Below are 25,151 nucleotides of genomic sequence, written 5' to 3'. Positions count from 1 at the left end.
ACTTGACTCAGTAAATTTCAGACGCTAGGTGTTTGGTCCCGGCATTTTCTGGAGCGGGTTTAGTTTGAATCGCTTCGGTTCGCTTGTCCAGCATTTACAGATGAACTCGTAAGGCGTGAGGCCTTTGAGGGTTTTCAGCCTTCGACCGAAATTGTAAGCGTCGACGAAATCAGCGAGATGGCGTCGCAGTTGGTAGTGGCTGTCGTAGTGATAGCGTTTGACGGTGGCTTCCTTGATAGTGCGGTTCATTCGCTCGACCTGACCATTGGTCCACGGATGATTGATTTTGGTGAAGCGATGCTCGATGCCGTTCTCGCGGCATCGCATGTCGAACATGTGTGTCATGTAGCGGGCGGTTGGGCCATCGGCGTAGCGTGGCGCGAAACGGAACTGAATGCCGTTGTCCGTCAGGATCGTGTGAATCTTGTAAGGAACGGCGGCAATCAACGCGACCAGGAAGTCTGAGGCGGCCACACGGTTGGCGCTCTCGACCAACTGCACGAACGCGAATTTGCTCGTGCGATCGATAGCGACGAACAGATAGAGTTTGCCTTCGGCCGTCTGCACTTCGGCGATGTCGATGTGAAAGAAGCCTATCGGATAAGACTTGAACTTCTTCTTTGGTGGTCTGTCGCCCGCAACCTCGGGTAACCGACTGATCCCGTGCCGTTGCAAGCAACGATGTAATGACGAGCGCGTCAGGTGCGGGATCGTCGCTTGCAAGGCGTAGAGGCAATCATCGAGCGGCAGTAACGTATGCCGACGGAAGGCGACGACGATCGCCTCGTCCTCGACGGAAAGAACCGTCGACTTTGGCTCTTTAGGGCCGGTCGGCAAATCGCTGACCGACGAGCGCTGCTTCCACTTGGCGACCGTCTTCTGGTTTATCCCATAGCGCTTGGCCAGTGCCCTCAGGCTCTCTTGACTATGTTGTATCGCTCGACGGACCGCCTCTGTCGTTGTGGCGCTCCCGTGCAGAATTTGGCCCATAGCGCATCCTTCCATTCCAAGGAAAAGACTGCACCATCAAAGTCCGGGATCAAACAGCTAGGTTGGCGTCATGAAAACAGAACCGACCACACTCATCCAAGCGATCAAGCATTTTGCTGATCCAGCCGTGACCCACGAAACAATTGTCGGCCTTCGCTGGCCGAACGGTGTTCACTGCCCCACCTGTGGTCGTACAGACGTTCGTTTCATCAGCACCCGCCGCATGTGGGAGTGCAAAGAGAAACACCCTAAGAAGCAATTCTCGTCGAAGATTGGCACGATTTTTGAGGACAGTCCGCTTGGTCTCGACAAGTGGTTCTCCGCCATCTGGATGATTGCCAATTGCAAGAATGGCATTAGCTCCTACGAAATGCATCGCGCGCTTGGTGTGACACAAAAATCCGCGTGGTTCATGCTTCACAGGATCAGGCTTGCTATGCAGGCTGGGTCAATCTTGAAAATGGATACCGAGGTCGAAGCCGACGAAAGTTTTCTGGGCGGGCTTTCAAAGAACATGCACAAGGCGAAACGCAAAACCGCGATCAAGGGCACCGGCGGCACGAACAAGACTGCCGTCATGGGCATCCTGCAACGCAAGACAAGCAAGAAGGCGAGCCGGGTTCGCGCCGTCGTCATCCCGAACGTCAAGGCCGCAACACTTCAACCGGAAATCCACGCTACCGTGGAGCCGGGCACGATCGTTCACACTGATGCTTGGGTTGGTTATCGTGGCCTCTCTCACGACTTCCAGCACGAAGTTATCGACCATGCGATTGAGTACGTGAACGGAACAGTCCACACGAACGGTATTGAGAATTTTTGGAGCTTACTTAAGCGCACGATCAAGGGCACTTACGTAAGTGTCGAACCCTTCCATCTTGGCCGCTATCTCGACGAACAATCCTTCCGTTTCAACGAGCGCAAAGACAATGACGCAGGCCGGTTTAAAACAGTGCTATCGTCCGTGTTCGACAAGCGCCTCACGTATAAGGAGTTGATCGGGAATGCCGCAGAAGCGAAGCCCCACTGAAAGCCAAGACAAGGGCGCGGCAAAAGACGAGGCCAAGCCGCCTACACCGATGGAAAACTTTAAGAAGCTCACGCTCGGTCTGCTTAGGGTTTCTCGAACGCAATTACATGAAGAGCAGAAGAGATATCAGGAATCCCGACCAGACAAGTCGGTCAAGAAGACTCCCGCTTCTGACGGCGGGTCTAAGCGAACGAGAAAATAGTCGATCTGTTCTTGGCCAGTATCGTCGACAACGACCTTCTGCAATATTTTCAGTGTTGCCTGATAGACCTTCGGGAGTTGCACTGGGTTCTGAGAACTTATGACTTTATCGAAAGTCCCCTGTATAATTTTGTCGCCTAACTGCATGCTAAAAGTGTGGTCAGAAACTTTCACGTCAAGCAGTTCGCCAACGACGACGACGGTCTCTTCTGCCCTCATGGACTTGAGGGTTGCGGCCTTCATCGCCAACTCAGGGAGTTGGACTCGGACCTCCCTTTTCACGACATCATCACGCCGCCAAACAATGTCGGCACCAAAACCCGCCTTAACGTTTTCTTCCGTCCACTGATGCACCAACCGCAATGCAGGCAACCCAATTCGATCAGTCAATGACTGCAATTCCTCGGTCTCTTGCGCGCGGATAAGTTGGAAAGTCTTATCCATCGCTTCATCCAATTGTGCGCCGAATAAATTTCGGTCATTTGCGATTGTCATCATTACGCCTACCGACCCAGGGAATGAATAAGCAAACCCCAACGTGGTATCAGCAATCGCCTTGTCAGAATTCTTGGCGGTCTTCTTTTTAGTTCCGCGCTCCAGCGCGTCGTATACCGTCGTGAAAATCTTCTGAAACGTTCCCAGAACCGCAGTTAATCCGGAGATCGAAGCCGTGCTGCCGGTCATCTCAATACGGTAACCGCAAGCATCCAAGCCAAGCTCATCGGCCGCCGCGAAGAATTGCTCTTCCAACGAGGCCCTGCGACTCTGAATTGCGCGAAGTGTAGCGTGTACTGATGGCACATCTGGATGTGCCGCCAGGGTGCGCTCAGCGTGAGCTACCGCCGCCGCTGCGCCCTGTAAATCCTTCTGTAAGTCCGCTAGCCTACTCATGGGTGCCGCCTGCGCCAAGCGTCAACACTACAATGCCCTTGGGGTCATCTTCGCGACTAAAACCCCATTGCTTGTGCCAGTAAGAGTACCACTGTCCGGGATCAGCGCCTATGGCACAGAATTGAAGGTATGATTTAAGGAGAGTTCGGTTCTCGTCGATGACGAAGGAACGAACATGACTACGAAGTCTCGCAGCAGGAAAAGTTCTGCCGAACGGGTTGTCAAAGACATTCGCCGCGCCACCCGGCGCCATTTCTCGGCGGAAGATAAAATCCGGATTGTGCTTGATGGCTTGCGCGGTGAAGACAGCATCGCTGAACTGTGCCGCAAGGAAGGGATCGCTCAGAGCCTTTACTACGTCTGGTCGAAGGAGTTCATGGAGGCAGGCAAGCGGCGGCTGGCCGGTGATACGGCGCGAGCTGCGACAAGTGGTGAAGTGCAAGACCTTCGCCGTGAGGCGCATGCCCTGAAGGAGGTGGTTGCCGATCTGACGCTGGAGAACCGTCTGCTCAAAAAAAGCATGATCGCGGATGGGGGCGAAGGCGAATGAGATATCCCGCATCCGAAAAGCTTGAGATCATCAGGCTCGTCGAGCAATCGCATCTGCCGGCGAAGAAGACACTCGACAAACTGGGCATTGCACGTCGAAGCTTCTATCGCTGGTATGACCGTTACCTTGAGGGCGGGCCGGAAGCGTTGGAAGATCGTCCTTCCCGGCCAGGTCGCGTGTGGAACCGCATCGATGCCGATATCCAGGGTCAGATCATCGAGATGGCGCTGGAGCAATCCGAACTTTCATCGCGCGAACTGGCAGTGCGCTTTACCGATGAGAAGCGCTACTTCGTCTCCGAAGCCAGTGTCTATCGCCTGCTCAAGGCCCACGATCTCATCACCAGCCCAGCCTTCATTGTGGTCAAGGCGGCTGATGAGTTCAAAGACAAGACGACAGCACCCAACCAGATGTGGCAGACCGACTTCACCTACTTCAAGATCATCGGCTGGGGGTGGGTGTATCTGTCCACCGTACTCGATGACTTCTCTCGATATGTCATTGCCTGGAAGCTGTGCTCGACCATGCGCGCCGAGGACGTCACCGATACGCTCGAACTGGCCCTTGCAGCTTCAGGCTGCGACAACACCAAGGTGTTGCACAAGCCCAGACTGCTCAGCGACAATGGTCCCAGTTACATCGCCGCCGAGCTTGCCGAATGGATCGATGCCAACGGCATGAGCCATATCCGCGGCGCACCGCTGCATCCGCAAACCCAAGGCAAGATCGAGCGATGGCATCAAACCCTCAAGAACCGCATCCTGCTCGAGAACTACTTCCTGCCCGGCGATCTCGAGTGTCAGATCGAGGCATTCATCGAGCATTACAATCATCGCCGTTATCACGAGGGCATCGGCAACGTCACACCCGCCGACGTCTACTTCGGACGTGCACAATCCATCATCAAACAGCGTGAAAGGATCAAACGACAGACAATCAAATATCGGCGCTTGCTCCACCGCAAAATCGCCGCTTAACATCAACCAACAAATGAGGCCCGCTCTCCGCTAAATCTCGCCGCTCTTTGCGCCAAATGTTTTGATGACGGACAATGCCTTAATTTCTTTTCTTTCATAAAGCCGCGCTGCAAATTGTTTTCCGCAACTGACTTACTCGATTACAACCGTTGGGGAACAAAGTTCGCGTTGACAAAAATTGGATATAGGATTATATTCCCATTCATCCCGTCCCACTAAGAGGGGCGGCTCGCGATCGTCACGAACGCGGGGCGGGATGCGGTGGACGCGGCAGCGTCAGGCCGGAACGAAGGTCGCAGGGCGCAAGCCCGGAGCGAGGATGCTTTCCTCTTATGGAGGGGCATTCGAACTTTGGATGCGCGTGAGCGACCGGAGGTCCGGCTGACGACGACGTTGCGCGGTGCGGACCGGGGTGGAGATGCACCCCATTTGCATCGCCTTTGCGCGGCGGCCCAAGTCGTGTGGTCCTTGCCGAAATCCGGACTGCTCCTTCGCGTTTTCCAACCGGAAACGCAAGGTACCGCGGAGACGACGGCGTCAGGTTTCGACCGTTGCCGGGGAGAGCACGAAGCAAGCCGAAAAACCACTGTGTGCGGAACGCCGGATGTGTCCGGTGCTTTCGTGGTGGCTAACTCGTGCGCTTGTTTTTCTCGCGCATGAGGCTGCGGACGCATCGCGCGTCCGGCGTTCCGCGCGCCCTCTTTTGGGGGGAGCAAACGGAAACAAGCGATGGCGTCCCCGCGCCGCAAACAACAGGGGTGTTCTCGCACGTCTGGAGGTTAGCGTGGATTGTTATGAGCGCGAACGAGGCAAGCCTCGCGCGCATTACGCTAGCGGCTCCGTCGCGGCGTCGAGCCAGAGTTTCGTGGCCTCGTCGAGATGCGGGCGCACCTCGCGGCGAACGCGAGCATGATAGTCGTTGAGCCACATCAGCTCTTTCTTGCTAATGCGGTGATCGATCAGGCGGCGGTCGATCGGCGCCAGCGTCAGGGTCTCGAAGCCGTTCATGGGCTTCTCGGCGCCGGCAATCTCCGCGGCCGTGACCAGCACCAGATTTTCGATCCGGATGCCGAACCCATCACGTTTATAATAGCCCGGCTCGTTGGACAGGATCATGCCGCGCTTGAGCGGCGTGGTACCGAGTTTCGAAATCCGCGCCGGGCCTTCATGCACCGACAGATAGCTGCCGACGCCGTGGCCGGTGCCGTGGTCGAAGTCGATGCCGGCCTGCCAGAGGAACTGCCGCGCCAGCGTGTCGAGTTGCGCGCCGGTGGTGCCATCGGGAAACACCGCGCGGGCGATGGCGATGTGGCCGCGCAGCACGCGGGTGAAGCGGTCGCGCATCTCGTCGGTCGGCGTGCCGATGGCGATGGTGCGGGTGACGTCGGTGGTGCCGTCTTCGTATTGCCCGCCGGAATCGATCAGCAGCAGATCGCCGGGCACGATGCGGCGGTTGCTCATGCGGGTGACGCGGTAGTGCACGATGGCGCCGTTCGGCCCGGTGCCCGAGATGGTGGGAAAGGAGACGTCCTTCAGCGCGCCGGTGTCGCGGCGAAAAGTTTCCAGCGCCTCGACCGCGTCGATTTCGGTCAGCGTGCCCTTCGGCGCCTCGCGGTCGATCCAGGCGAGAAACCGCGCTAGCGCCACGGCGTCGCGCCGATGCGCGGCGCGCGCGCCCTCGATCTCGGTCTGGTTCTTTACCGCCTTCAAAAGCGCGACGGGATCGTTGCCGCGCACCGGCTTGCCACCGGCGGAGGTGATCAGGCGGCTCAGCGCATCGGCGGCGGTGGCTTTGTCGAGCGCGATCGCCGCGCCGGATTGTGCCGTCCGCGTCAGCGCGTCGGTCAGCTCGTCAGGTTCGTGGACCTCGGCGTTGCGCTCAAGATGATCGCGTGTGCTGTTGGAAAGTTTGCGGGTGTCGATGAAGATGGTGGGGCGGCCATCCTTCGGCACCAAAGCGTAGGACAGAGGCAGCGGCGTATGCGAGACATCGGCGCCGCGAATGTTGAAGGTCCACGCCACCGCATGGGAATCCGACAACACCAACGCATCGACGCCGAGCTTTGTCATCTCAGTGCGGATGCGCGCGAGCTTATCGGCCTCGGCTTCGCCGGCGAACGTCGCGCCGTGGATCGTGACCGGGCCGAGCGGCGGCGCGGGTCGGTCGGTCCAGATGCTATCGACCGGGTTGCTGTCGACGGGGACCAACTCGGCGCCCGCTTTCGTGCAAGCCGTCGAAAGGCGTTCGACTGCCGCCGAGGTGTGCAGCCATGGATCATAGCCAAGGCGATCGCCGGCCGTGAGATGCTCCGCCAGCCAGCTTTCCGGGGGCGGATCGGCCAGCGAAGCGATACTCCAGGCCCGGACATCCACCTGTTGCGCCGCCTGCAAGGTGTAGCGGCCGTCGACAAATACGGCAGCTTCCGTCGCCAGCACGACGGCAAGGCCGGCCGATCCGGTGAAGCCGGTGAGCCACGCCAGCCGCTCCTCGGAAGGCGGGACATACTCGTTCTGCTGCCGATCTGCGCGCGGGATCACGAAGCCTGTCAGTTGCCGCCGCACCAGCTCCTCGCGAAACGCGGCGAGACGGGCGGTCAGCGCGACGCCGCCTTCGGGGTCTTCGAATGTCTGGAAATGGGCCTCGAACATTGTCCGGGCATCATAGGATCGAGGGCAGGGCTGCGCAACGCAGCCGGGGGGTCATCGTCTGTTCTGCATCAGCAGGCTGCACCATCCGTCGATCCGGATCTGCTGGATCAACACCAGCCCCTGCGCGCGGTAGGCCGCGATGACGCCGCGAGTTTGCTGTGGCAGCAGCCCCGAGAGGATCACCATGGCTTCAGGCGCAAGGTGACGCACCATGGCCGGGGCCATCTGCCGCAGCGGATTGGCGAGGATATTCGCCAGCACCAGATCGAACGGCGCGCGCATGCGAAACGACGGCGCGGAAAAGCCGGTCGCGCAGATCGTCTCGACAAGATTGCCGACGCCGTTCGATACGGCATTCTCTCTCGCAACCGCTGCCGAACGCGAGTCGATGTCGCTGGCCAGCACGTTCCGACGCAGCGATTTGGCCGCGGCGATGGCCAGGACGCCGGTGCCAGCGCCGAGATCGAGAACGCGCCGTGGCATTCGGGCGCGCAGTACCCGATCGAGCAGCAGCAAGCAGCCACGGGTTGTGCCGTGGTGGCCGGTGCCGAATGCCAGAGCGGCCTCGATCTCGATGCTTAGCTTGTTCGGCGGGACGCGTGCGCGGTCGTGTCGGCCGTGGACGATAAAGCGGCCGGCCGGGACCGGAGCCAGCCCTGCAAGGCTGGCCTCGACCCAGTCCCTGGCGGCAACGCTATCGAAGACGACGGTCTGGGCGACCTCATCGCCGGCAGCGAGAGCGACCAGCGCGCGGATTCGTTTTTCGTCCGGCGGATCGGCGAAGTGGACCGCGATGCTCCAGCAGCCGTCGCTGCGTTCAAATGCGGTAACCGCGGCCTCGCTATCCTCAAGGCTTTCGGTCAGGAGATCGACGACCCGACGCGCGATCTGCTCCGCCCCGATGGCGAAGGCGGCGCAGCTTGTTGCCGGTGAAATGGCGTTTGTCATCGACAGTGGGGCCCATAGCGTTTTCGAGCGAAGTGGACCGGTTCGCGTGAAGAAAACGCGTTAAATCAAGATCATAGCTCCGCCTCGGATTTCATGAGAAGCGGAAAGGGAAACGGAGATCCCGCAGGGCCTCATACATATTTGGCAATGAGATAGCCGATGCCATAGGCCGGTCCCGCGACCAGGAGGATGGCGAACACCATGACAAGCCAGCCCTTTATAATCGCGATGATGCCGCCGCTCCCCCAGAGCTCTTGCGGTCCCGGTCGCCCGTAGGCCCATAGCGACCAGGAGGCGGCCACGAGCAGGTAGATGTCAAAAATATTCAACGATGCGCCGACATAACCGAGATAAGTCGGGACAAGAATCGCCAGAAAAACCCGGCCAAGAATTTGTAGCACCTCACCCCCCAGAACTTGCCTGCTTTCGTCAGGCCTTTGCTTTAGTGCAAATCGGAAACTTAGACGATGGAAAATGCGCGGGCCGGAAGGCGGGGGCGGGGTGACGGCGACAGGCGTCGCGATTGTCACGAAGGGCGGCCGGGAATACGGAAGCTTTCCACAGAGATATCCACAGGATTTCCATAGTCTGATCCCCGGTTTCGCACAGGGTTTTCGACAGCCTTATAGGCTGCCTCGATATCAGCGCGGGTTGTGGTCGGAATTGGCCTCGCTGGCGATAGTCTATGTGGTGCTGATTGTTAGCGGCGAGCGAACAGCGCCCGGTGATCCCGCAGGATGGCGCGGGCGGCGTTATGACCGGGTGCGCCTGTGACACCTCCGCCGGGATGCGCGCCGGCGCCGCAGTGATAGAGCCCCTTCAGCGGGCCCCGATAGTCTGCGTAGCCCAGCATCGGCCGGGCCGAAAATAATTGGTTCAGCGTCAGCGCGCCGTGGAAGATATCGCCGCCCAGCAATCCGAATTCGCGTTCGAGGTCGAGCGGTGACAGGACCTGCCGGCCGATCACGCTGGCGGCAAAGCCCGGCGCGTAGCGGTCGACGGTCGCGATCATGAGGTCGGCGACCTCATCGCGATGGTCATCCCAAGATGCGCCGTCAGGCAATTGCGGCGCGACATGCTGGCAGAAAAGACTGGCCACATAGCGGCCGGGTGGCGCCAGGGAGTCGTCGATCACCGAGGGGATCAGAACCTCGATCACCGGTTCGCGGCTCCAGCCGAACTTTCGCGCGTCCTGCCAGGCGCTGTCCATGTAGTCGAGACCGGGTGCAATGATGATACCGGCGCTGAGATGGTCGCCGGCGCCCGGCAAGGCGGAGAATGAGGGGAGGGCGGAGAGCGCGACGTTCATCCGGAATGTCCCGGAGCCATTGCGCCAGTTCTTGATGCGGGTCAGAAAGGTGGCGGGTAGCGCGTCTGCGGGCAACAGCCGCGTATACAGCAGTTTTGGGTTGACGTTCGCCGCGACATATCTTGCGCGGATCGTCCGTCCGTCGTCGAGCACGGCACCTGCTACCTGCTTTCCTTCGACAATAATCTCGCGCACGCCTGCGTTCGTTTCGATTTCCACACCGGTCGCGCGGGCGGCCATTGCCATCGCCTGGGTGATCGCGCCCATGCCGCCGATGGCGTGTCCCCAAACGCCCTTCTTGCCATTCACTTCCCCGAAAGCATGGTGCAGCATCACGTAGGCCGAGCCGGCCGCGTAGGGACTCGCATAGTTGCCGACGATGGCGTCAAAGCCGAACAGAGCCTTGATAAGATCGATTTCGAAACGATCGTCGAGCATGTCTCCTGCCGATCGCGTAAAGAGATCGAGCAGGCTGCGTTGCTGCTCCAGCGAAAGCCCGCGCAGGATGCCCACCGCGCCGGCGGCGTTGACGAACTCGTGCGCCGCCTTGAGGCCAAGCCCCTCAACCAGATTTGGTGGCGCGCGGAGCACGAATTGGCGGACAACGTCGGCGATCTCTTCGAGTTCGCGCATGAAATCGCCGATCGCGTTCGCATCCCGTTCGCTCAAGCGAGCCGCCGATGCCCGGGTGCGGCCTTCGCCGGTGAGTAGGTAGCGGCCGTCGGGAGCGGGCAAGAAGTTCTGCGCGCGGCGTTCGACGATCCGCAGGCCGTGCTCGTGAAGCCGCAGGTCAGCGATGACTTTCGGATTGAGCAGGCTGACGGTGTAGGCCGCGACCGAATTGCGGAAACCTGGGTGGAATTCCTCGGTCACCGCTGCGCCGCCCACCACCTTGCGCCGCTCCACGACTCTGACGCGTAGTCCGGCCATTGCGAGATAGGCCGCGCACGTCAAGCCGTTGTGGCCTGCGCCGATGATAACGACGTCAGTGTCTGACATATCCGCTTCAAAGTCCTCAGACGGTCTGACTGCCGTCCTTCAAGCTCTTATCGGAAAGGCCGATGGACGGCACAAGGCTTACGAGCCGAGTTCAGCCTGGTGACACGCTCTGCGTTGGCGGTAACTGCGCAATGGTGAAGATAGTAGCGGTCAGTCGTCGAAGCCAGAGAACAGGCCTCGCGACCGGTAGGGTCGTGGCGCATAGACTTGAGGCTGCGCGTATCCGTAGCCTGTTTGATCGCCGTAGTAGTATTGCTGTGGTTGAGGAATGTTCTGCGCGCCATGACGATAACTGCGCGGAGCAGGATAGCGCTGATCGTTGGAACTGCCGTCGGCCGGATAGATATAGCCGTCGTTGCCGCGAACGGTGGCCTGCGGCTGCCGACCGGGTGCGATCTGCCCGGGCGTCAGATCGACCGGATTTCCAGCGGCATCGTAAGATTGATAGGCCGACGTCGGGTCGCGACGGGCGACATCGGTTTGTCGCCTGCTTCGAGGATTGCGCGCTAGCGCCACGCGCGACGATCCAGTCAGTGTGACGGTGGTGTTGAGGACGCCTTCTGTCTTCACAAGAGAGAACAGTGTGCTGGCGTTCGCGCGCGAGATACGGACGCAGCCGTGAGAGACGGGGACGCCGAGGCTGCCCTCGGAGAACGTGCCGTGGATGGCATGACCGATCTTGGTGAAGAAGATCGAGTGCGGCATCGGCGCGTCGTCGAACTCCTTGGAGAAATGGTCGGCTTCCATTCGGAAAGTTTGGAATTTGCCATTCGGAGTTTCGTGCGACGGATTTCCAGTCGAGACCGGCCATTGATAGCGTTCAACGCCGTCGACGGAAACGGTCATTCGCTGATTGTCCTTGTCGACCACAATGGACACCTTTGCATGGGCGACGCTACCAGCGGCGAGAAACAGCAGGGCGGAAACAGGAATAAGAAACTTGCGCATTACCTCGGCCTCGACTTCAGCCTACGTCCCCGAGCCATATATATGCGCTCAAACAGGGTGTGCTTCCAGTAGCGGGTTTGCGTCATCGTTAACTCACGAGGCGGCACGACCAAGGCGGGGAAGAGGAAAAGTCGGGTGAGACCTTGGAAAGCGCCCTCCCGCAAGGTTCGGAACTTTCGGCGGGATTCCACGTTATATCACCGTAGATCCAGCGATCACGGTCTGTTGGGGCAGCCTAGCTAGATTCAAAATAAGGACAGAAATGCCGATGAGGATGAGAACCATAGCATTGCCAACCGAGCCTTCTTTCCGATTGCGGATCGCGGTAGCCGCTGCTGCAGCGGCGCTGGCCCTATTCGCCATACCGCATCAAGCGCATGCTCAAGGTGTCTTCAACGGTATGGAGCGCGGTGCTAACCAAGGCGCGTACGAGGGTCATCGTGCGGCAGGGCCGGTGGGCGGCGCAATCGGCGGCGCGATCGGTGCCGGCGTCGGGGGTGCGGTCGGCGGCGTCAACGGCGTGCTCGGCATTCCGGATCGCGGATACCGAAGGGGGCATCGATGCCGTGGTTATTGGAAGCACGGGCATTTCCACTGCTACCGTTGATTAAGGATTTCCCGTATGAGCAGACCGCGGTCCGAGGCCGAACCAGTCGCGGTCTGCGTTTGCGCATCAAAACTTAATGTCTAAGCCGATAGCCGGTTCTGAATATCCACCATACCATCAACATACAGGCCGCGAGAAAACCGACTGTCATGCCGATGCTCACGAACACGCTGACGTCAGCGATCTCGTAAAAACTCCACCGGAATCCGCTGATGAGATAGACCACCGGATTAAAAAGCGCGAGGGTTTGCCAAGTCTGCGGCAGCATGTTGATCGAATAAAAACTTCCTCCGAGGAATGTCAGCGGCGTGATGATCAACATCGGAATCATCTGCAGTTTCTCGAAACCGTCGGCCCAAATCCCGATGATGAAGCCGAAAAGGCTGAAGGTCACTGAGGTCAATATCAGAAAGGTCAGCATCCATATCGGGTGATGAATGTGCAATGGCACGAACAGGCCGGCGGTGGCCAGAATGATCAGGCCCAGAATGATCGATTTGGTCGCAGCCGCCCCCACATAACCGAGGACAATCTCGAAATAGGAGACCGGCGCCGACAGTATCTCGTAAATAGTGCCTATGAACTTTGGGAAGTAGATCCCGAACGATGCGTTGGTGATGCTTTGCGTCAGCACCGACAACATTATGAGCCCGGGCACAATGAAAGTACCGTAACTGACGCCCTCGACCTGAGTGATGCGCGATCCGATTGCCGCGCCGAACACCACAAAATAAAGCGAGGTCGAAACCACCGGTGACACGATGCTTTGCAGCAGCGTGCGCCAAGTGCGCGCCATTTCGAACTTGTAAATCGCCTGCACGGCTCCAAAATTCATGGTCAGGTCCTTACCAGGCTGACGAAGATCTCTTCCAGCGAGCTTTCGGTGGTGTCGAGGTCGGAAAATCTGATACCCGCGGCACGGAGATCGCTCAGCAGGCTGGTGATGCCAGTGTGCTCACTTTGGGTATCATAGGTATAGATCACTTGCATTCCGTCTGCGGCAAGTTCGAGATTGTAAGCCGCCAACGTTGCAGGTATGGCTTCGACCTTGCTCTGCAAATGAAGCTTCAACCGCTTTTTGCCGAGCTTCTGCATCAGCGCTACCTTTTCTTCGACGAGAATGATCTCGCCCCTATTGATGACGCCGACACGGTCCGCCATTTCTTGAGCTTCTTCGATGTAATGCGTCGTCAGAATGATCGTGACACCCAAGGCTCGCAGCGCGCGCACCATCTCCCACATGGCTTTCCGTAATTCGACATCGACCCCCGCTGTGGGCTCGTCGAGAAACAGCACTTGCGGTTCGTGCGAGAGGGCCTTCGCGATCATCACACGTCGTTTCATGCCCCCGGACAGCGTGACGATCTTGCTATCTTTCTTGTCCCACAACGAGAGATCTCTCAGGACCTTCTCGATATGGGCCGGGTTCTTGGGCTTTCCGAACAGCCCGCGGCTGAAACTCACGGTCGCCCAGACCGTTTCGAACGCATCGGTATGTAGTTCCTGCGGCACCAGGCCGATCAGCGCGCGGGTAGCTCGATAGTCGCGCCGGATGTCCCGACCGTCGACCCGCACCTGACCTGCGGATGCGTTGGTGATGCCGCAAATGATGCTGATGAGCGTTGTCTTGCCGGCGCCATTGGGGCCGAGCAGCGCGAAAATCTCACCCCGATTGATATCGAGGTCGATGCTCTTCAGTGCTGCGAAGCCGGACGCGTAGGTCTTCGACAAGCCGGAAATAGATATGATGGGCGACATGCGAGCTTGACACGCTGTAAGCTGGTGGAAAAGGGACGACGAGAAGATGATATCGCGTCGAATGGCAGGATGATGGAATGGAGGTCAGATAGGAACACGTGCGGTGGTTCGCAATTCGGCTATACCCGCTTCACAAAGCTATCGACCACCTTTTTGTCGCCGGCTTTTTCGAAAGCGATGGTCAGCTTGTTGCCATCGATCCGCGTCACTTTTCCGTAGCCGAATTTCTGGTGAAAGACCCGGTCGCCAAGTGAGAACTCGGATGTCGTGCCGGTAGATTTCGCGACCAGTTCGCCTTCGATGGTCAATGGCGTGTACTTCGACTTCGATCGCCTCGTAGCATAGGGTGCATTGGTCTCGTTAAATCCGCCCCGACCGCGATTGGCCTGCGCGCGTTGCCAGCCAGGCGTCGCATAGCTTGAGCCAAACGACTCGATGTTGTCGAATCGCGAGGGGCCGTAACCGCCCGTTCCGCCCCATCCCGACCCACCCTTCGATTCCGTGATCTCGACGTTTTCCGCCGGCAGTTCGTCGAGGAAGCGGGACGGAATCGTCGTCGACCATGAGCCGTGGATACGACGATTGGTGGCGAAATAGAGCTTTGCGCGTCGGCGCGCCCGTGTCAGCCCGACGTGCGCGAGGCGGCGCTCTTCTTCGAGACCAGCGCGTCCCTGCTCATCCAACGCGCGCTGATGGGGAAACAGACCTTCCTCCCAGCCTGGCAGGAAGACGCTGTCGAATTCGAGCCCTTTGGCGGAATGCAGCGTCATGAGCGAGACGGCATCCTCGTCGCCGCCGCCGTCGCGATCCATCACCAGAGATATATGCTCGAGAAAGCCTTGCAGGTTTTCGAACTCCTCCATCGAGCGGACCAGTTCTTTCAGATTCTCCAGGCGGCCAGCAGCATCGGCCGAGCGATCCTTTTGCCACATCTCCGTGTAGCCGCTCTCGTCCAGCACGATCTCGGCAAGTTCGGTGTGCGGCATGGCCTCTCGCTGCACGCGCCACCGGTCGAAGTTCTCGACCAAAGCGCGCAGCGATCCGCGCGCTTTCGGTTTCAACTCGTCGGTTTCGATAACGGTGCGGGCCGCTTCGCTGAGCGGGATCTGCCGCTTTCGCGCGATCCCATGCAGCGTCTGGACGGTGGCATCGCCCAGGCCACGTTTGGGGACGTTGACGATGCGCTCGAAGGCAAGATCATCAGCTGGCGAGTTGATGAGGCGCAGATAGGCGAGCGCGTCGCGGATTTCGGCGCGCTCGTAGAAGCGAGGACCGCCGATAACGCGATAGGGCAGGCCAAGCGTGACAAAGCGGTCTTCGAATTCGCGCATCTGGAATGAGGCGCGCACCAGAATTGCGATTTCGTTCAGTTTCTCGCCGGCGCGCTGGAGCTGTTCGATTTCCTCGCCAATGGCTCGGGCTTCCTCCTCGGAATCCCAGGAGCCGGTGACGGTGACCTTCTCGCCGTCGATATCCTCGGTACGTAATGTCTTACCGAGCCTGCCTTCGTTATGCGCGATCAGGTGCGAGGCAGCGGCGAGGATATGACCGGTTGAGCGGTAGTTACGCTCCAGTCGGATCACCTTGGCGCCTGGAAAATCGTGCTCGAAGCGCAGGATGTTATCCACCTCGGCGCCGCGCCAGCCGTAGATCGACTGGTCGTCGTCGCCGACGCAGCAGATGTTTTTTGGCTGGGCCGTGCGCGGGCTCGGATCCTCTCCCGGAGAGGGAGCGGGAAAATGCGCTTGCGATGAAGGCGGCGCCTGCGACAGCAACCGCAGCCATAGATATTGCGCAACGTTCGTGTCCTGATACTCGTCGACAAGGATGAACTTGAAGCGGTTCTGGTATTGCCGCAGCACGTCCGGATGCTCGCGGAACAGCCGGACGTTCTCCAGCAGCAAATCACCGAAGTCCACTGCATTGAGGATTTTCAACCGCGCCTGGTAGGCGGTGTAAAGCTTGCCGCCGCGACCGTTGCCGAATACGGAGGCTTCGCCCGACGGCACCTGTGTGGGCGTCAGCCCGCGGTTCTTCCAGCCGTCGATCAACCCGGCCAGCATCCGCGCGGGCCAGCGCTTGTCGTCGATGTTGTCGGCCTGCAGAAGCTGTTTGAGCAGGCGGATTTGATCGTCGACATCGAGAATCGTGAAGTTGGATTTGAGTTGCACCAGCTCGGCATGAACGCGCAGGATGCGGCCCGAAATGGAATGAAAGGTGCCGAGCCACGGCATACCTTCGACTGCTTGCCCGAGCATCTGGCCGAGACGATGCTTCATCTCGCGAGCGGCCTTGTTGGTGAAGGTCACCGACAAGATTTCGCCAGGCCGGGCGCGGCCCTGGCTGAGAATATGCGCGATGCGGGTCGTCAGCACGCGGGTCTTGCCTGTTCCCGCTCCGGCCAGCACCAGAACCGGTCCGTCCAACGTTTCCACGGCCTCGCGCTGTTCCGGATTGAGCCCGCTCAGATATTGTGGCGTTGCCGCGGCTCGCGCGCGCGCAGCGATGCCGCCGGCGGCGGGCTGGTGCTCGGAAACGTTGCTATGGATCAGTCTACCTGGATCGGTCATGCGAATCGTCTTTTCCCACGATGACACTGCTGGCCAGCGAAGGGGAGAGCCCTCTTGGTCGGATCAAAGAAATATATAGGGCGACGCGCTTCGTAGCGGCTTTTCTGCGTCCAGGCCAATGGAATGGCCTTGCCGCGATCGACGTTTTGTTCCCCAAAAGCCGCTTATTTTCAGAACTTTCCCGTATAGGGCCAGGCGGAACTATTGTTCCGGTGACGGATTGTTTTTCAGTCACACGCAAAGCGCGCAAAAATGGAGGCCAGATCATGTTGAACTGGGTCGTGACGTTCCTGGTCATTGCATTGATTGCCGGCGTTTTGGGCTTTGGAGGTATCGCGGGCGCCTCAATCGAAATCGCGAAGATCATCTTTTTCATTGCGCTGATTCTGTTAGTGGTTTCAGCGGTGGTCGGGTTGTTGCGCGGCCGACCCCCCGTATAGCGCGTGGGTTAACCGGGGTGTCGAGGACATCTCGGGGACGCGCGGGTGATGCTGCAAGCGCAACGACGGCCTAAATGCGGACACGGACGGATATCGGAGGCGAAGGGGCACAACGTTGCAGGCGGCCGTATCGACGTAAAAGCGTCATCGTTCGGAGGTTGCCGAGAGGCTTCCTCGGTGAGCGTGTTGTAATTTCCTCTCCCTCACGCAGATGCTTTTCGTCGATCAATCGGAAGAGTTGGTTCTGCAATTGGGCCGTCCAGGCGATCTCCCGCAAATAGCGTAAATGGGATTCGGTCATAAACGCGGGAGGCGCGGGCACGCTTTCATGTAATCGAGGCCGATTCCCCAGTTCGAGCCAGAACAGGTCGGTGCGCGATGATGGATCACTTGACCGCCATCATCGCTTCGCACTGTCTGCGCCGCCCTTCTAGGAACAATACGCTGCCTGCCGTCGCTGCGACTTTGCCACAGTTGTTATTAGTATAAGGATGCGGCATTCGTTTTAGTGCGCCTCGCGGAGTCCGGAAGCACGAACCCGGGTCTACCATTTGCGGAAGGGCGAACCGAACGAATGCAATTTTGTCGGAAGGGTCAGAGGGGGACACCGTGCAGACGACACTGCTCGGCCTGGCGATTACATTCATTGTTGCGCTCATCGCCGCGCTGATCGGGCCGCATTTCATCGACTGGAGCCGCTTTCGGTCCCAGTTCGAGACAGAGGCGGCACGCGTAATCGGCGCGCCGGTGCGGGTCGAGGGTGGGATCGACGCCCGGCTGCTGCCGTCGCCGTCATTGCGGCTTGAGTCGGTATTCGTTGGAAGGCCGAACGACCCGGGACAGGTACAGGCCGACAGTCTCGCCGTCGAATTCAGCCTTGGTTCGGTGATGCGTGGAGAGTGGCGCGCAACCGAATTGACGATCAACGGTGTTGCGCTCGACCTCGGTCTCAATGACAGAGAGCGGATGGGCTGGCCACTATCGCTCAATTTCGGCTCGCTTTCTGTTGATCAGTTGAATCTCACCGGCCGCGTGGCGCTTCATGATGCTGCAAGCCGCAGCACTTTGGAATTGAACGACATCGCGTTCAGTGGAGAGGTACGGCCATCGGGAGCTTCCGTGCGCGGCGACGGCAATTTCGTGTTGTCAGGAACGCGATATCCCTTCCAAATTTCGCTCGCACAGGCGGGTGTCGGCGGTGCCAGCCGTGTTCATCTCGCGATCGATCCCGGAACGCGGGCGGAGTTCATCGACGTCGATGGGATCTTGTCATTCGACGAACAGATCCCGCGTTTCGATGGCGCGCTGACGCTGGCAGGTGCTGGGGAATCTGTCGGCAAAAACTTTTCGGTCGTCCCCTCTCAACGACCATGGCGTGTATCGGCCAACGTAAAAGCAGATCCGAAAGGCGCGCGTCTCGAGCAGGTTGATGCTAGTTATGGTAATGCCGACTCTGCGCTGAGGCTCACAGGCAAGGGAGACATTCGTTTCGGCTCGTCGCCCCGGCTTCGCGCTGCATTCTCCGCGCGTCAACTCGACGCCGACCGCCTGTTTGCCAAGGAACAGGCCGATCCCGCAAAGATGTTGCAGACAATGCAACGTTATCTAACAAAAATTCCGAAACCATGGATCGCCGCTGACATAGAGATCAGCGCCGACCAGATCATGCTGGGCGGCCGCCCGATACAAAATTTCAGTACTGACTTACGCAGCGACGCTGCTTCATGGACGATCAGCCGGCTAGAATTCCAAGCTCCCGGCGCCACGCGTATGGCTGTTAACGGCGCGATCCTGCTGCCCGGACCGTCGCCGCGGCTCAACGGTGCACTCGACGTTGAATCATCTGATCCCGATACTTTCATCGCATGGTTGCAAGGCCGCGGCGAAGTCACTCATCGGAGCCGAAAGCCGCTGCGTGTGCAAAGCAAGTTGACTGGTGATCCAAGCCAGGTGGTCTTCGAACAGCTCAAGGCCGATATCGAGGGTGGTAGCGTTGAAGGGCGGCTGGCGTTTGTCGATTTGGCGCCAGAGAACGGTACGCGGGCCGAAGCTGAACTCAAAGCGGATCGTCTCGATCTTGATGCGGCGGCAAGTCTGGTGCACGCGGTCGCGGCATTGCAAGACGGTTGGCCCAGTGAGGGACGATTGTCCTTAAATGTTGATCACGCGATGTGGGCGACACGGGAGTTCGGCCCATTTCTCGCCGAACTGAGTTATGGGCCAACGGCAATCTTGCTCGAACAATTGAAAGTCGGCTCCTCCGCCGGACTCATGATCGATAGCTCCGGTGCATTCGACCGCATCAATACCATCGGGAAGTTATCGTTGAATGCGACGTCTGAGTCGGTTGCCCTTATGGCGAGCATGATTGCTCCGCTCGCACCGAGCGTCGCGGCGCGTCTCGATGCGATACCGGCGGCCGCGGGGGCTGCCCAGCTTCGCCTCACGCTCAACGTTGGCAAGAGCCCTGCCGACAACAACAAGGCAGATGCCAGCGCTACACTCGACGTCAATCTGCCGCAACTGAAAGGCTCACTGTCACTGGTTGCAGCACCTTCACTCGCGGCGGTGCGCGCCGCCGATTTTGATGCATTGGCACGCAGCGAGGTGACGCTTCGGACGAAGCTGACGTCGGAGCGCGGCGGGGGCGTGCCGGCGTTGTTGGGTCTTGATCGTGTGATTGCGGTTGCGAACCCATCTGTACTGGAAGCTACAGCGACGGGAACCTGGCGTACCCCGGCCCAGCTAAATGCGAGGATGTCAGGAACCGATCTGGATGCCGAAATAAAAGGAATGGTGCAGCCGTGGTCATCGGATCGGAAGGCGGACCTTAATCTCACAGTTCACCGCGTCGATCTCAAGCCGCGACCGAGTCGTCAGCCGTCTGGTCCCGACGGTCAGGACGTCAGGCTCTCGTCACATGTCACCCTGGCCGACGACAAGCTGATTTTCAGCGATCTCGATAGCGCGATCGGCAGCTCGCGCATGCGCGGGCATGTTACAGTCAGTCTAGGAAACGAAAGCCGCCTCGAAGGCGAACTCGGAATCAATACGCTCGATCTGGCGACGGTGTTCGGACTTGCAATCGACTTCGGGGGGCGTGATCCGGCGGAGCCGTTGAATGTCGGCCTGCCGGAGGGGTGGCGCGGTCAACTGGCTTTCGCGGCGCTGCGCGGCACGTTGCCGGGAGGCGCTGAATTGAGACCCATCAGCGGCGTTGTCAAAGGGGACGACCATTCCCTGACGTTCGATGCGATGAAGGGGAAAATCGGCGATGGCGATGCCACGGCAAGTCTCCATGTTGGGCAGACTGCCGAAGGCGTTGCCTTGAATGCGAACGTCCAGCTCACCAACGTCAAGGGGGCAGCATTGCAATACGGTGCGCTGGCGATGCCTGCCGGCCGCATCTCGGCGCGGATCACACTCGCCAGCCGGGGCCGCAGCGCGTCGGCGATGGTGGGAGCGTTGTCCGGCGACGGGGTGGTCACGCTCGATCACGCGCGGATTTCAGGGCTTGATCCGCACATGTTCGAAGTTGCGATCAATGGCAATGTCGAGCGGGGATCGGACGATGCTAGATTGCAGGAGATCGTAGAGCAGTCTCTCTCCGCCGGTCCGCTATCGGTCGCATCGGCGCAAATTCCGTTCACGGTGAGGGATGGCCGTTTGCGTGTTAGCCCAACGCCGTTAGACGGCGAAGGTGCGCAGGCGATTGTCTCCGGCGGCTATGACATCACGTCGGATCAAGTCGATATGCGCGCCGGCCTTGCGTCAACCTCGACCGGGTCTGCGAGCGATCGTCCGCAAGTTCAGATATTCGCAGTTGGACCGTCCCACGCAATAAACCGAGCTATTGATGTCGCGGCGCTGTCCTCATGGCTTGCGGTGAGGTCGATCGATCGCGAGTCTCGCAGACTCGACTCGATCGAGCAAAGCCTGGAGCCGGCTCCGAGCGTTTCCCCGGCGCAGGCATCCCTGCAGGCTGAACCGTCAAATCTTTCCGCCAGTCTACTGGCTTCGGACGCGGCACCCGTCACTCATCCACCAAGACCAAAGCGGGATCCTCGGCGGTTCGCGGCAAGAGGTCGGATGGCTGTCCCGCTACCGTCTCGGCGTCCGACGACTGCCGCCCGGGCATCCCGTGTGCCGACACCGCCGTCGGTTGCGCGTTTGCCGGTGGAGACACAGCTCGTGGCGCCAAGGCCGGTGCGCCAGCGCTAAGGCCGCCCGTCTCCGCCGGAGGAACGAAGCCGGTGCGTCAACTCGCGAAGAAGTGTCCCCGACCAGGTCCCGGTGTTCCTTCTGATTTGCTCCGAGCCGACAGTAGTTGAGCTACTTCGGGCCAAGCGGCGCAAGCCGCGTTGACGGTGCTTGACGTTCGCCGATGAACATGGTGCTTACCGCTCGCGTGCGAAAATGCTCGAGGACATACAGACGAATCGCCGAAGACAAATTGCTGGTCCTGCGATTGGTATCGATCGAAGCAATTTGTGTGGAAAGGGTTATGCCCCGTCGTGTCGCGATATCCTTCAGGCTGGTCCAGAACGCATCTTCAAGGCTGACACTGGTCTTGTGACCACCGACGACAACCGATCTTTTGACGACGGCATATTCGCGCAATGGTCCTGGTTCTCCGCGGCGGTCGCCGCTTTCGTCGTTTTGCATGATTGACTCCATCTGTATTCCGGCAAGCCTCATCATCGGCGCACGATGAGATCTCACCGGATGTTTGTTTGGTCTAACTGCGAAAGCGGTGCTGCGGACCGTCGGTGGACCGCGCTGCGGGCATGCAGGTGACTTCGCGGTCCACCTCTGATCGGCGCGATGGCAGATCGTCAAGGCAGGTAAATAGTAGCTGAAAGTACCCGACGTCGGTATTCGGGAAATAACCTAGCCCGGCTCACTATCGTGACGCCGACGTGCGCAGACATACGGATGAGAATTGCGCCGGTGATCTACGGAGAATAGTGCCTACTATCCGAGGCTTGGACTGTGTTCGGATCCGGACATCGTCGCGCGGCTTCGAAAGTAGTCCAGCACGAAGAGACGGATTGCCGAGGAGAGGTTGCCCTGTTGGCGGTTGCTATCGATCTCCCCGACGAGTTCGGACAGGGTCATGTCGCGGTGACTCGAAATTTCTTTCATCCCGTTCCAGAATGCTTCCTCGAGGCTCACGCTCGTCTTGTGACCAGCCACTACGATCGATCGTTTCACTACCGGCGATTTCATGACGCGTCCTCGCCGTCGATGTGGTGTTGATCGAGCAAACGCAGTTCTCGTATCCTCTGCTGTTCGGAAAGATCGCGCTCGGCTTTGCTGCGGCCGAAGCGCGCGCGATTAGCGTCAGCGATGGCGGCCGCCTGTTTGCGTTCGGCGCGCTTCCTGCGCTTGTTCAAGTTAATCACATCCCCCATGACCAATTCCGCTGTCTTGAATGCCGGGAACGCGCAGCCGCAAACATCGAAAATTCATTCCGCCAAAAGCGGTTATAATTGGGGATGTACCATGATGCATCGCAGCAGGGTAGAAAATTTTGTCTAATATGCCGCACAATATTAGAATATAATAATTCCCGAAACCCTGATCATTAGAATATCAGCCTGTTAGGGAATGATAGGAAACTACAAAGCATCGAGGCTCCGACCGGTCATTTTATCCCGGTCGGGTCATTTTGCTGGGTTGCACCAATCGGTCGAACTCCACAGCCGTAACAAAGCCGAGCCGCTGAGCCTCTTCCTTTAATGTTGATCCGCGAGCGTGGGCGGCCTTAGCGACCTTCGCCGCGTTATCGTAGCCGATCCTTGGCGCGAGAGCCGTGACCAGCATGAGCGAGCGTTGCATCAATTCGCGAATCCGCTGCTCGTCGGCACGGATGCCTTTGATGCAGTGTTCGGTGAATGAGCGCACGACGTCGGCGAGCAGCTGTATGGAGTCGATCATACAGTAAGCCAAAACCGGCTTGTAAACGTTAAGTTCGAAATGCCCCTGACTGCCAGCCACAGTCACGGTCGTATGGTTTCCGAACACCCGACAACAGACCATTGTCATCGCTTCGCACTGCGTAGGGTTGACCTTCCCCGGCATAATGGACGACCCAGGCTCGTTCTCGGGAAGAATCAGCTCTCCGAGGCCAGACCGAGGTCCGGAACCCAGAAGGCGGATGTCGTTCGCGATCTTGAACAGGCCCGTTGCGACTGCATTAATCGCGCCGTGAGCGAAAACATAGGCGTCGTTTGAAGCCAACGCCTCAAATTTGTTTGGAGCGCTTGTGAAGGGGAGTTTTGTAAGCAGCGCTGCATTTTTCGCAAACAGTTTGGCAAATTTTGGCTTCGAGTTCAGTCCTGTCCCCACCGCGGTTCCGCCTTGCGCCAGCGGATAGAGATCCTTCAGTGCTATGTGAAGCCGGGCCAGACCGCTCTCGATCTGCGCCGCATAGCCGGAGAATTCCTGGCCGAGCGTCAGCGGAGTTGCATCCTGGGTATGGGTCCGCCCAATCTTGACGATATCAGCGAAGACCTTTTCTTTTTCGCGCAGCGCCTTGAGCAGAGCGGCCAGGGCGGGAACCAAGTCTGACACGATGCCATGAGCCGCCGCGATATGCATCGCCGTCGGAAATGAATCATTCGACGACTGGCTCATGTTGACGTGGTCGTTTGGGTGAACGGGCTTCTTATGGCCGAGTTCGCCACCGAGTAACACGTTGGCACGATTGGCGATGACCTCGTTGAGGTTCATGTTGGTCTGTGTGCCGGAACCGGTCTGCCAAACCACCAGTGGAAAATGCTCGTCGAGCTTGCCGTCGATCACTTCGTGTGCCGCGCGAATGATTGCGTTCGTGCGCCGGCGGTCGAGCAGGCCAAGCTCCCGATTGGTCTGCGCTGCTGCGAGTTTGACGATGCCGAGCGCTCGAATCAGCGGCATCGGCATCCGGTCGTCTCCGATGCGGAAGTTTTGTCGACTGCGTTCGGTCTGGGCTCCCCAGTAGCGGTCTGCCTGAACTTCGATGGGACCGAAGCTATCGGTTTCCGTGCGCGTTTTCGCCGTGCGTGATGACGCAACCATGGTCCGGTCCGTTATGTTTGATGCCGCTGTGGGGCGCAGCCCAATCCTCCGCCCGCGAAAGGACAATCCGGCAAATGCAACCCCAGGTTACTTCTTGCGGAAGCGGTCCAGTCTGACAACCTCGGCGCCCTGGCCAGGTTTAGGTTTGTCCTCGGTTTCGGCTGGCTGGGAAGGACTGGCCGGAACGGCCAGCGCCGTTGGAGAGGGTGCAGTCGGGACCGTCCTCGAGGTCTCGCTCGCGCTTGTCTCGATCTCAGCTTTCTCCGTCTCGGTTGTTTCTGTCGCAGCCGGCTCAAACTGCAATCCGAACTGTACCGATGGATCGAAGAAGCCCTTGATCGCGCTGAATGGAACCACGAGGCGCTCCGGTACCCCGCCGAACGACAGCCCGACCTCGAAGTGATCTTCGGTCACCGTCAGATCCCAGAACTGATGCTGGAGAATGATGGTCATCTCCTCGGGATATTGCGCCAGAAGGCGGGACGATATCGTCACTCCGTCGGCCGTCGACATGAAGGTGATGAAAAAGTGGTGCTCGCCCGGCAGTCCGTGCTCGGCGGCGTCCGTCAGCACGCGGCGCAGGACACCGCGCATTGCGTCGCTCGTAAGTAAATCGTAGCGAATATGATCGGTTTGCATCGATTAGGTCTCGTCGCCTCGGCAGTATGCGCAAATCGCCGCGAACGTCTAAGCCGACTCGCGCCGTCTCGCGATGATACTCCCACGATCTTGCGAGGTCAGCAGCGGTTGGGGTCGGACCGGTAAGTTTCTCGTCGCCAGTTGGGCTGGAGCGGTGAACGGATTAAAGTGGAGGCTTCTGTTGCCAGGTGCCTCCGAACCCCGCCTGACGGAGCTTAACCCATCAGGACTTCAGAGTGGTCTTTCAAACTGCGTTACGCAGCCTGAGCAACCGGAGCATAGTTGTCGTTTGCAACTATTGCATAGCCCGATAACGGCGGAACCATACCGGGAAAAAGCGAGCCCTTTACGCCCTCGTCGATCCTGTTTCGCCCCCGCCGGAACCCGGAATTTGCCGGGTCGGGCTCTGGTGGAGGCGCCGGGTACTGCCCCCGGGTCCGAATGGTTTATTGCGGCGGCCATTTATTTCCATAGCCGGCGAACCGGCGCTTTCAATATAGCCTGCAAAACGTGAGGAAAAAAGGGTGCCAAACGGCACATTTTTTTGCCGTCTCTGCGATCCATTTTCCCGGGTATAATGAGA

20 protein-coding genes and 1 other RNA gene are annotated in these 25,151 nt (G+C 59.1%); 5 read left to right on the top strand and 16 right to left on the bottom strand.

Going from position 1 to position 25,151, the window contains the following annotated elements:
- Positions 1-24: 24 nt before the first annotated feature.
- A complete protein-coding gene (locus ACM561_RS14115) occupies positions 25-990 on the bottom strand; it encodes an IS481 family transposase (RefSeq protein ID WP_425904734.1) in 966 nt (321 codons plus the stop codon).
- Positions 991-1,060: 70 nt separating this feature from the next.
- On the opposite strand from ACM561_RS14115, the gene ACM561_RS14110 reads away from it, so the two are divergent.
- Complete coding sequence (locus ACM561_RS14110) at positions 1,061-2,020, top strand: IS1595 family transposase (protein ID WP_425905798.1); 960 nt, start codon at positions 1,061-1,063, stop codon at positions 2,018-2,020.
- 126 nt (positions 2,021-2,146) lie between these two features.
- Here ACM561_RS14110 and ACM561_RS14105 read toward each other — a convergent pair whose 3' ends face one another.
- Positions 2,147-3,112 (bottom strand): hypothetical protein, encoded by a 966-nt coding sequence (locus ACM561_RS14105; RefSeq protein ID WP_425905797.1) that lies wholly within the window; start codon positions 3,110-3,112, stop codon positions 2,147-2,149.
- 175 nt (positions 3,113-3,287) lie between these two features.
- Between ACM561_RS14105 and ACM561_RS14100 the strand changes: the two genes are divergently transcribed.
- Positions 3,288-4,639, top strand: a protein-coding gene (locus ACM561_RS14100) for an IS3 family transposase (RefSeq protein ID WP_425905397.1) whose coding sequence is annotated in 2 segments (ribosomal slippage) — positions 3,288-3,624 and positions 3,624-4,639 — 1,353 coding nt in all. Because the reading frame shifts where the segments join, the coding sequence is not laid out codon by codon here.
- Positions 4,640-5,464: 825 nt separating this feature from the next.
- Here the strand turns inward: ACM561_RS14100 and ACM561_RS14095 are convergent.
- The 5 genes from ACM561_RS14095 to ACM561_RS14075 all read right to left on the bottom strand — a co-directional run bounded on the left by ACM561_RS14095 (position 5,465) and on the right by ACM561_RS14075 (position 11,492).
- Complete coding sequence (locus ACM561_RS14095; RefSeq protein WP_425905796.1) at positions 5,465-7,288, bottom strand: aminopeptidase P family protein; 1,824 nt, start codon at positions 7,286-7,288, stop codon at positions 5,465-5,467.
- Positions 7,289-7,339: 51 nt separating this feature from the next.
- On the bottom strand, positions 7,340-8,236 hold the full coding sequence (locus ACM561_RS14090) for a 50S ribosomal protein L11 methyltransferase (RefSeq protein WP_425905794.1): 897 nt from the start codon (positions 8,234-8,236) through the stop codon (positions 7,340-7,342).
- Positions 8,237-8,367: 131 nt separating this feature from the next.
- Entirely contained in the window at positions 8,368-8,637 is a 270-nt protein-coding gene (locus ACM561_RS14085) for a hypothetical protein (protein WP_425905793.1), read from the bottom strand.
- A gap of 299 nt (positions 8,638-8,936) precedes the next feature.
- Complete coding sequence (locus tag ACM561_RS14080) at positions 8,937-10,544, bottom strand: phytoene desaturase family protein (RefSeq protein ID WP_425905791.1); 1,608 nt, start codon at positions 10,542-10,544, stop codon at positions 8,937-8,939.
- Positions 10,545-10,694: 150 nt separating this feature from the next.
- Positions 10,695-11,492, bottom strand: a complete 798-nt coding sequence (locus tag ACM561_RS14075; RefSeq protein ID WP_425905789.1) for a L,D-transpeptidase — start codon at positions 11,490-11,492, stop codon at positions 10,695-10,697.
- Positions 11,493-11,760: 268 nt separating this feature from the next.
- On the opposite strand from ACM561_RS14075, the gene ACM561_RS14070 reads away from it, so the two are divergent.
- Entirely contained in the window at positions 11,761-12,099 is a 339-nt protein-coding gene (locus tag ACM561_RS14070) for a hypothetical protein (protein ID WP_079447390.1), read from the top strand.
- Positions 12,100-12,172: 73 nt separating this feature from the next.
- Here the strand turns inward: ACM561_RS14070 and ACM561_RS14065 are convergent, their stop codons facing one another.
- From ACM561_RS14065 to ACM561_RS14055, 3 genes are all read right to left on the bottom strand, one after another.
- Positions 12,173-12,934, bottom strand: coding sequence for an ABC transporter permease (locus ACM561_RS14065; protein ID WP_425905788.1), 762 nt, complete (start codon positions 12,932-12,934; stop codon positions 12,173-12,175).
- 2 nt (positions 12,935-12,936) lie between these two features.
- Entirely contained in the window at positions 12,937-13,857 is a 921-nt protein-coding gene (locus tag ACM561_RS14060; RefSeq protein WP_425905786.1) for an ABC transporter ATP-binding protein, read from the bottom strand.
- Between the two features lie 119 nt (positions 13,858-13,976).
- Positions 13,977-16,427, bottom strand: a complete 2,451-nt coding sequence (locus ACM561_RS14055) for an ATP-dependent helicase (protein ID WP_425905784.1) — start codon at positions 16,425-16,427, stop codon at positions 13,977-13,979.
- Between the two features lie 266 nt (positions 16,428-16,693).
- Between ACM561_RS14055 and ACM561_RS14050 the strand changes: the two genes are divergently transcribed.
- On the top strand, positions 16,694-16,867 hold the full coding sequence (locus tag ACM561_RS14050; RefSeq protein ID WP_425909757.1) for a DUF1328 domain-containing protein: 174 nt from the start codon (positions 16,694-16,696) through the stop codon (positions 16,865-16,867).
- Positions 16,868-17,476: 609 nt separating this feature from the next.
- Positions 17,477-21,088, top strand: coding sequence for an AsmA family protein (locus ACM561_RS14045; protein WP_425905783.1), 3,612 nt, complete (start codon positions 17,477-17,479; stop codon positions 21,086-21,088).
- A gap of 111 nt (positions 21,089-21,199) precedes the next feature.
- On the opposite strand, the gene ACM561_RS14040 is transcribed toward ACM561_RS14045, so the two are convergent.
- The 6 genes from ACM561_RS14040 to ssrA form a co-directional block, all read right to left on the bottom strand.
- Entirely contained in the window at positions 21,200-21,532 is a 333-nt protein-coding gene (locus ACM561_RS14040; protein ID WP_079447411.1) for a ribbon-helix-helix domain-containing protein, read from the bottom strand.
- A gap of 309 nt (positions 21,533-21,841) precedes the next feature.
- The gene (locus ACM561_RS14035) at positions 21,842-22,096 is read right to left on the bottom strand and encodes a ribbon-helix-helix domain-containing protein (protein ID WP_425905781.1); all 255 of its coding nucleotides are present in this window, start codon (positions 22,094-22,096) and stop codon (positions 21,842-21,844) included.
- Positions 22,093-22,281, bottom strand: coding sequence for a DUF4169 family protein (locus ACM561_RS14030; RefSeq protein ID WP_425905779.1), 189 nt, complete (start codon positions 22,279-22,281; stop codon positions 22,093-22,095). Before ACM561_RS14030 ends, ACM561_RS14035 begins: the two co-directional genes overlap by 4 nt.
- A 238-nt stretch (positions 22,282-22,519) precedes the next feature.
- Positions 22,520-23,929 carry a class II fumarate hydratase gene (gene fumC / locus ACM561_RS14025; protein WP_425905778.1) on the bottom strand — a complete coding sequence of 470 codons (1,410 nt, stop codon included), beginning with the start codon at positions 23,927-23,929 and terminating at the stop codon, positions 22,520-22,522.
- An 87-nt stretch (positions 23,930-24,016) separates the two neighbouring features.
- Positions 24,017-24,568: an SspB family protein gene (locus ACM561_RS14020; protein ID WP_425905776.1), complete on the bottom strand. Its 552-nt coding sequence runs from the start codon at positions 24,566-24,568 to the stop codon at positions 24,017-24,019.
- 167 nt (positions 24,569-24,735) lie between these two features.
- Positions 24,736-25,094, bottom strand: a transfer-messenger RNA (tmRNA) gene (gene ssrA, locus ACM561_RS14015).
- Positions 25,095-25,151: the final 57 nt, after the last annotated feature.

The sequence above is a fragment of the Nitrobacter sp. TKz-YC02 genome (assembly GCF_049852135.1).
GTDB lineage: Bacteria > Pseudomonadota > Alphaproteobacteria > Rhizobiales > Xanthobacteraceae > Nitrobacter > Nitrobacter vulgaris.
Note: the sequence above shows the minus strand (reverse complement) of the source record. Positions and strands in the feature narration are given on the sequence as shown.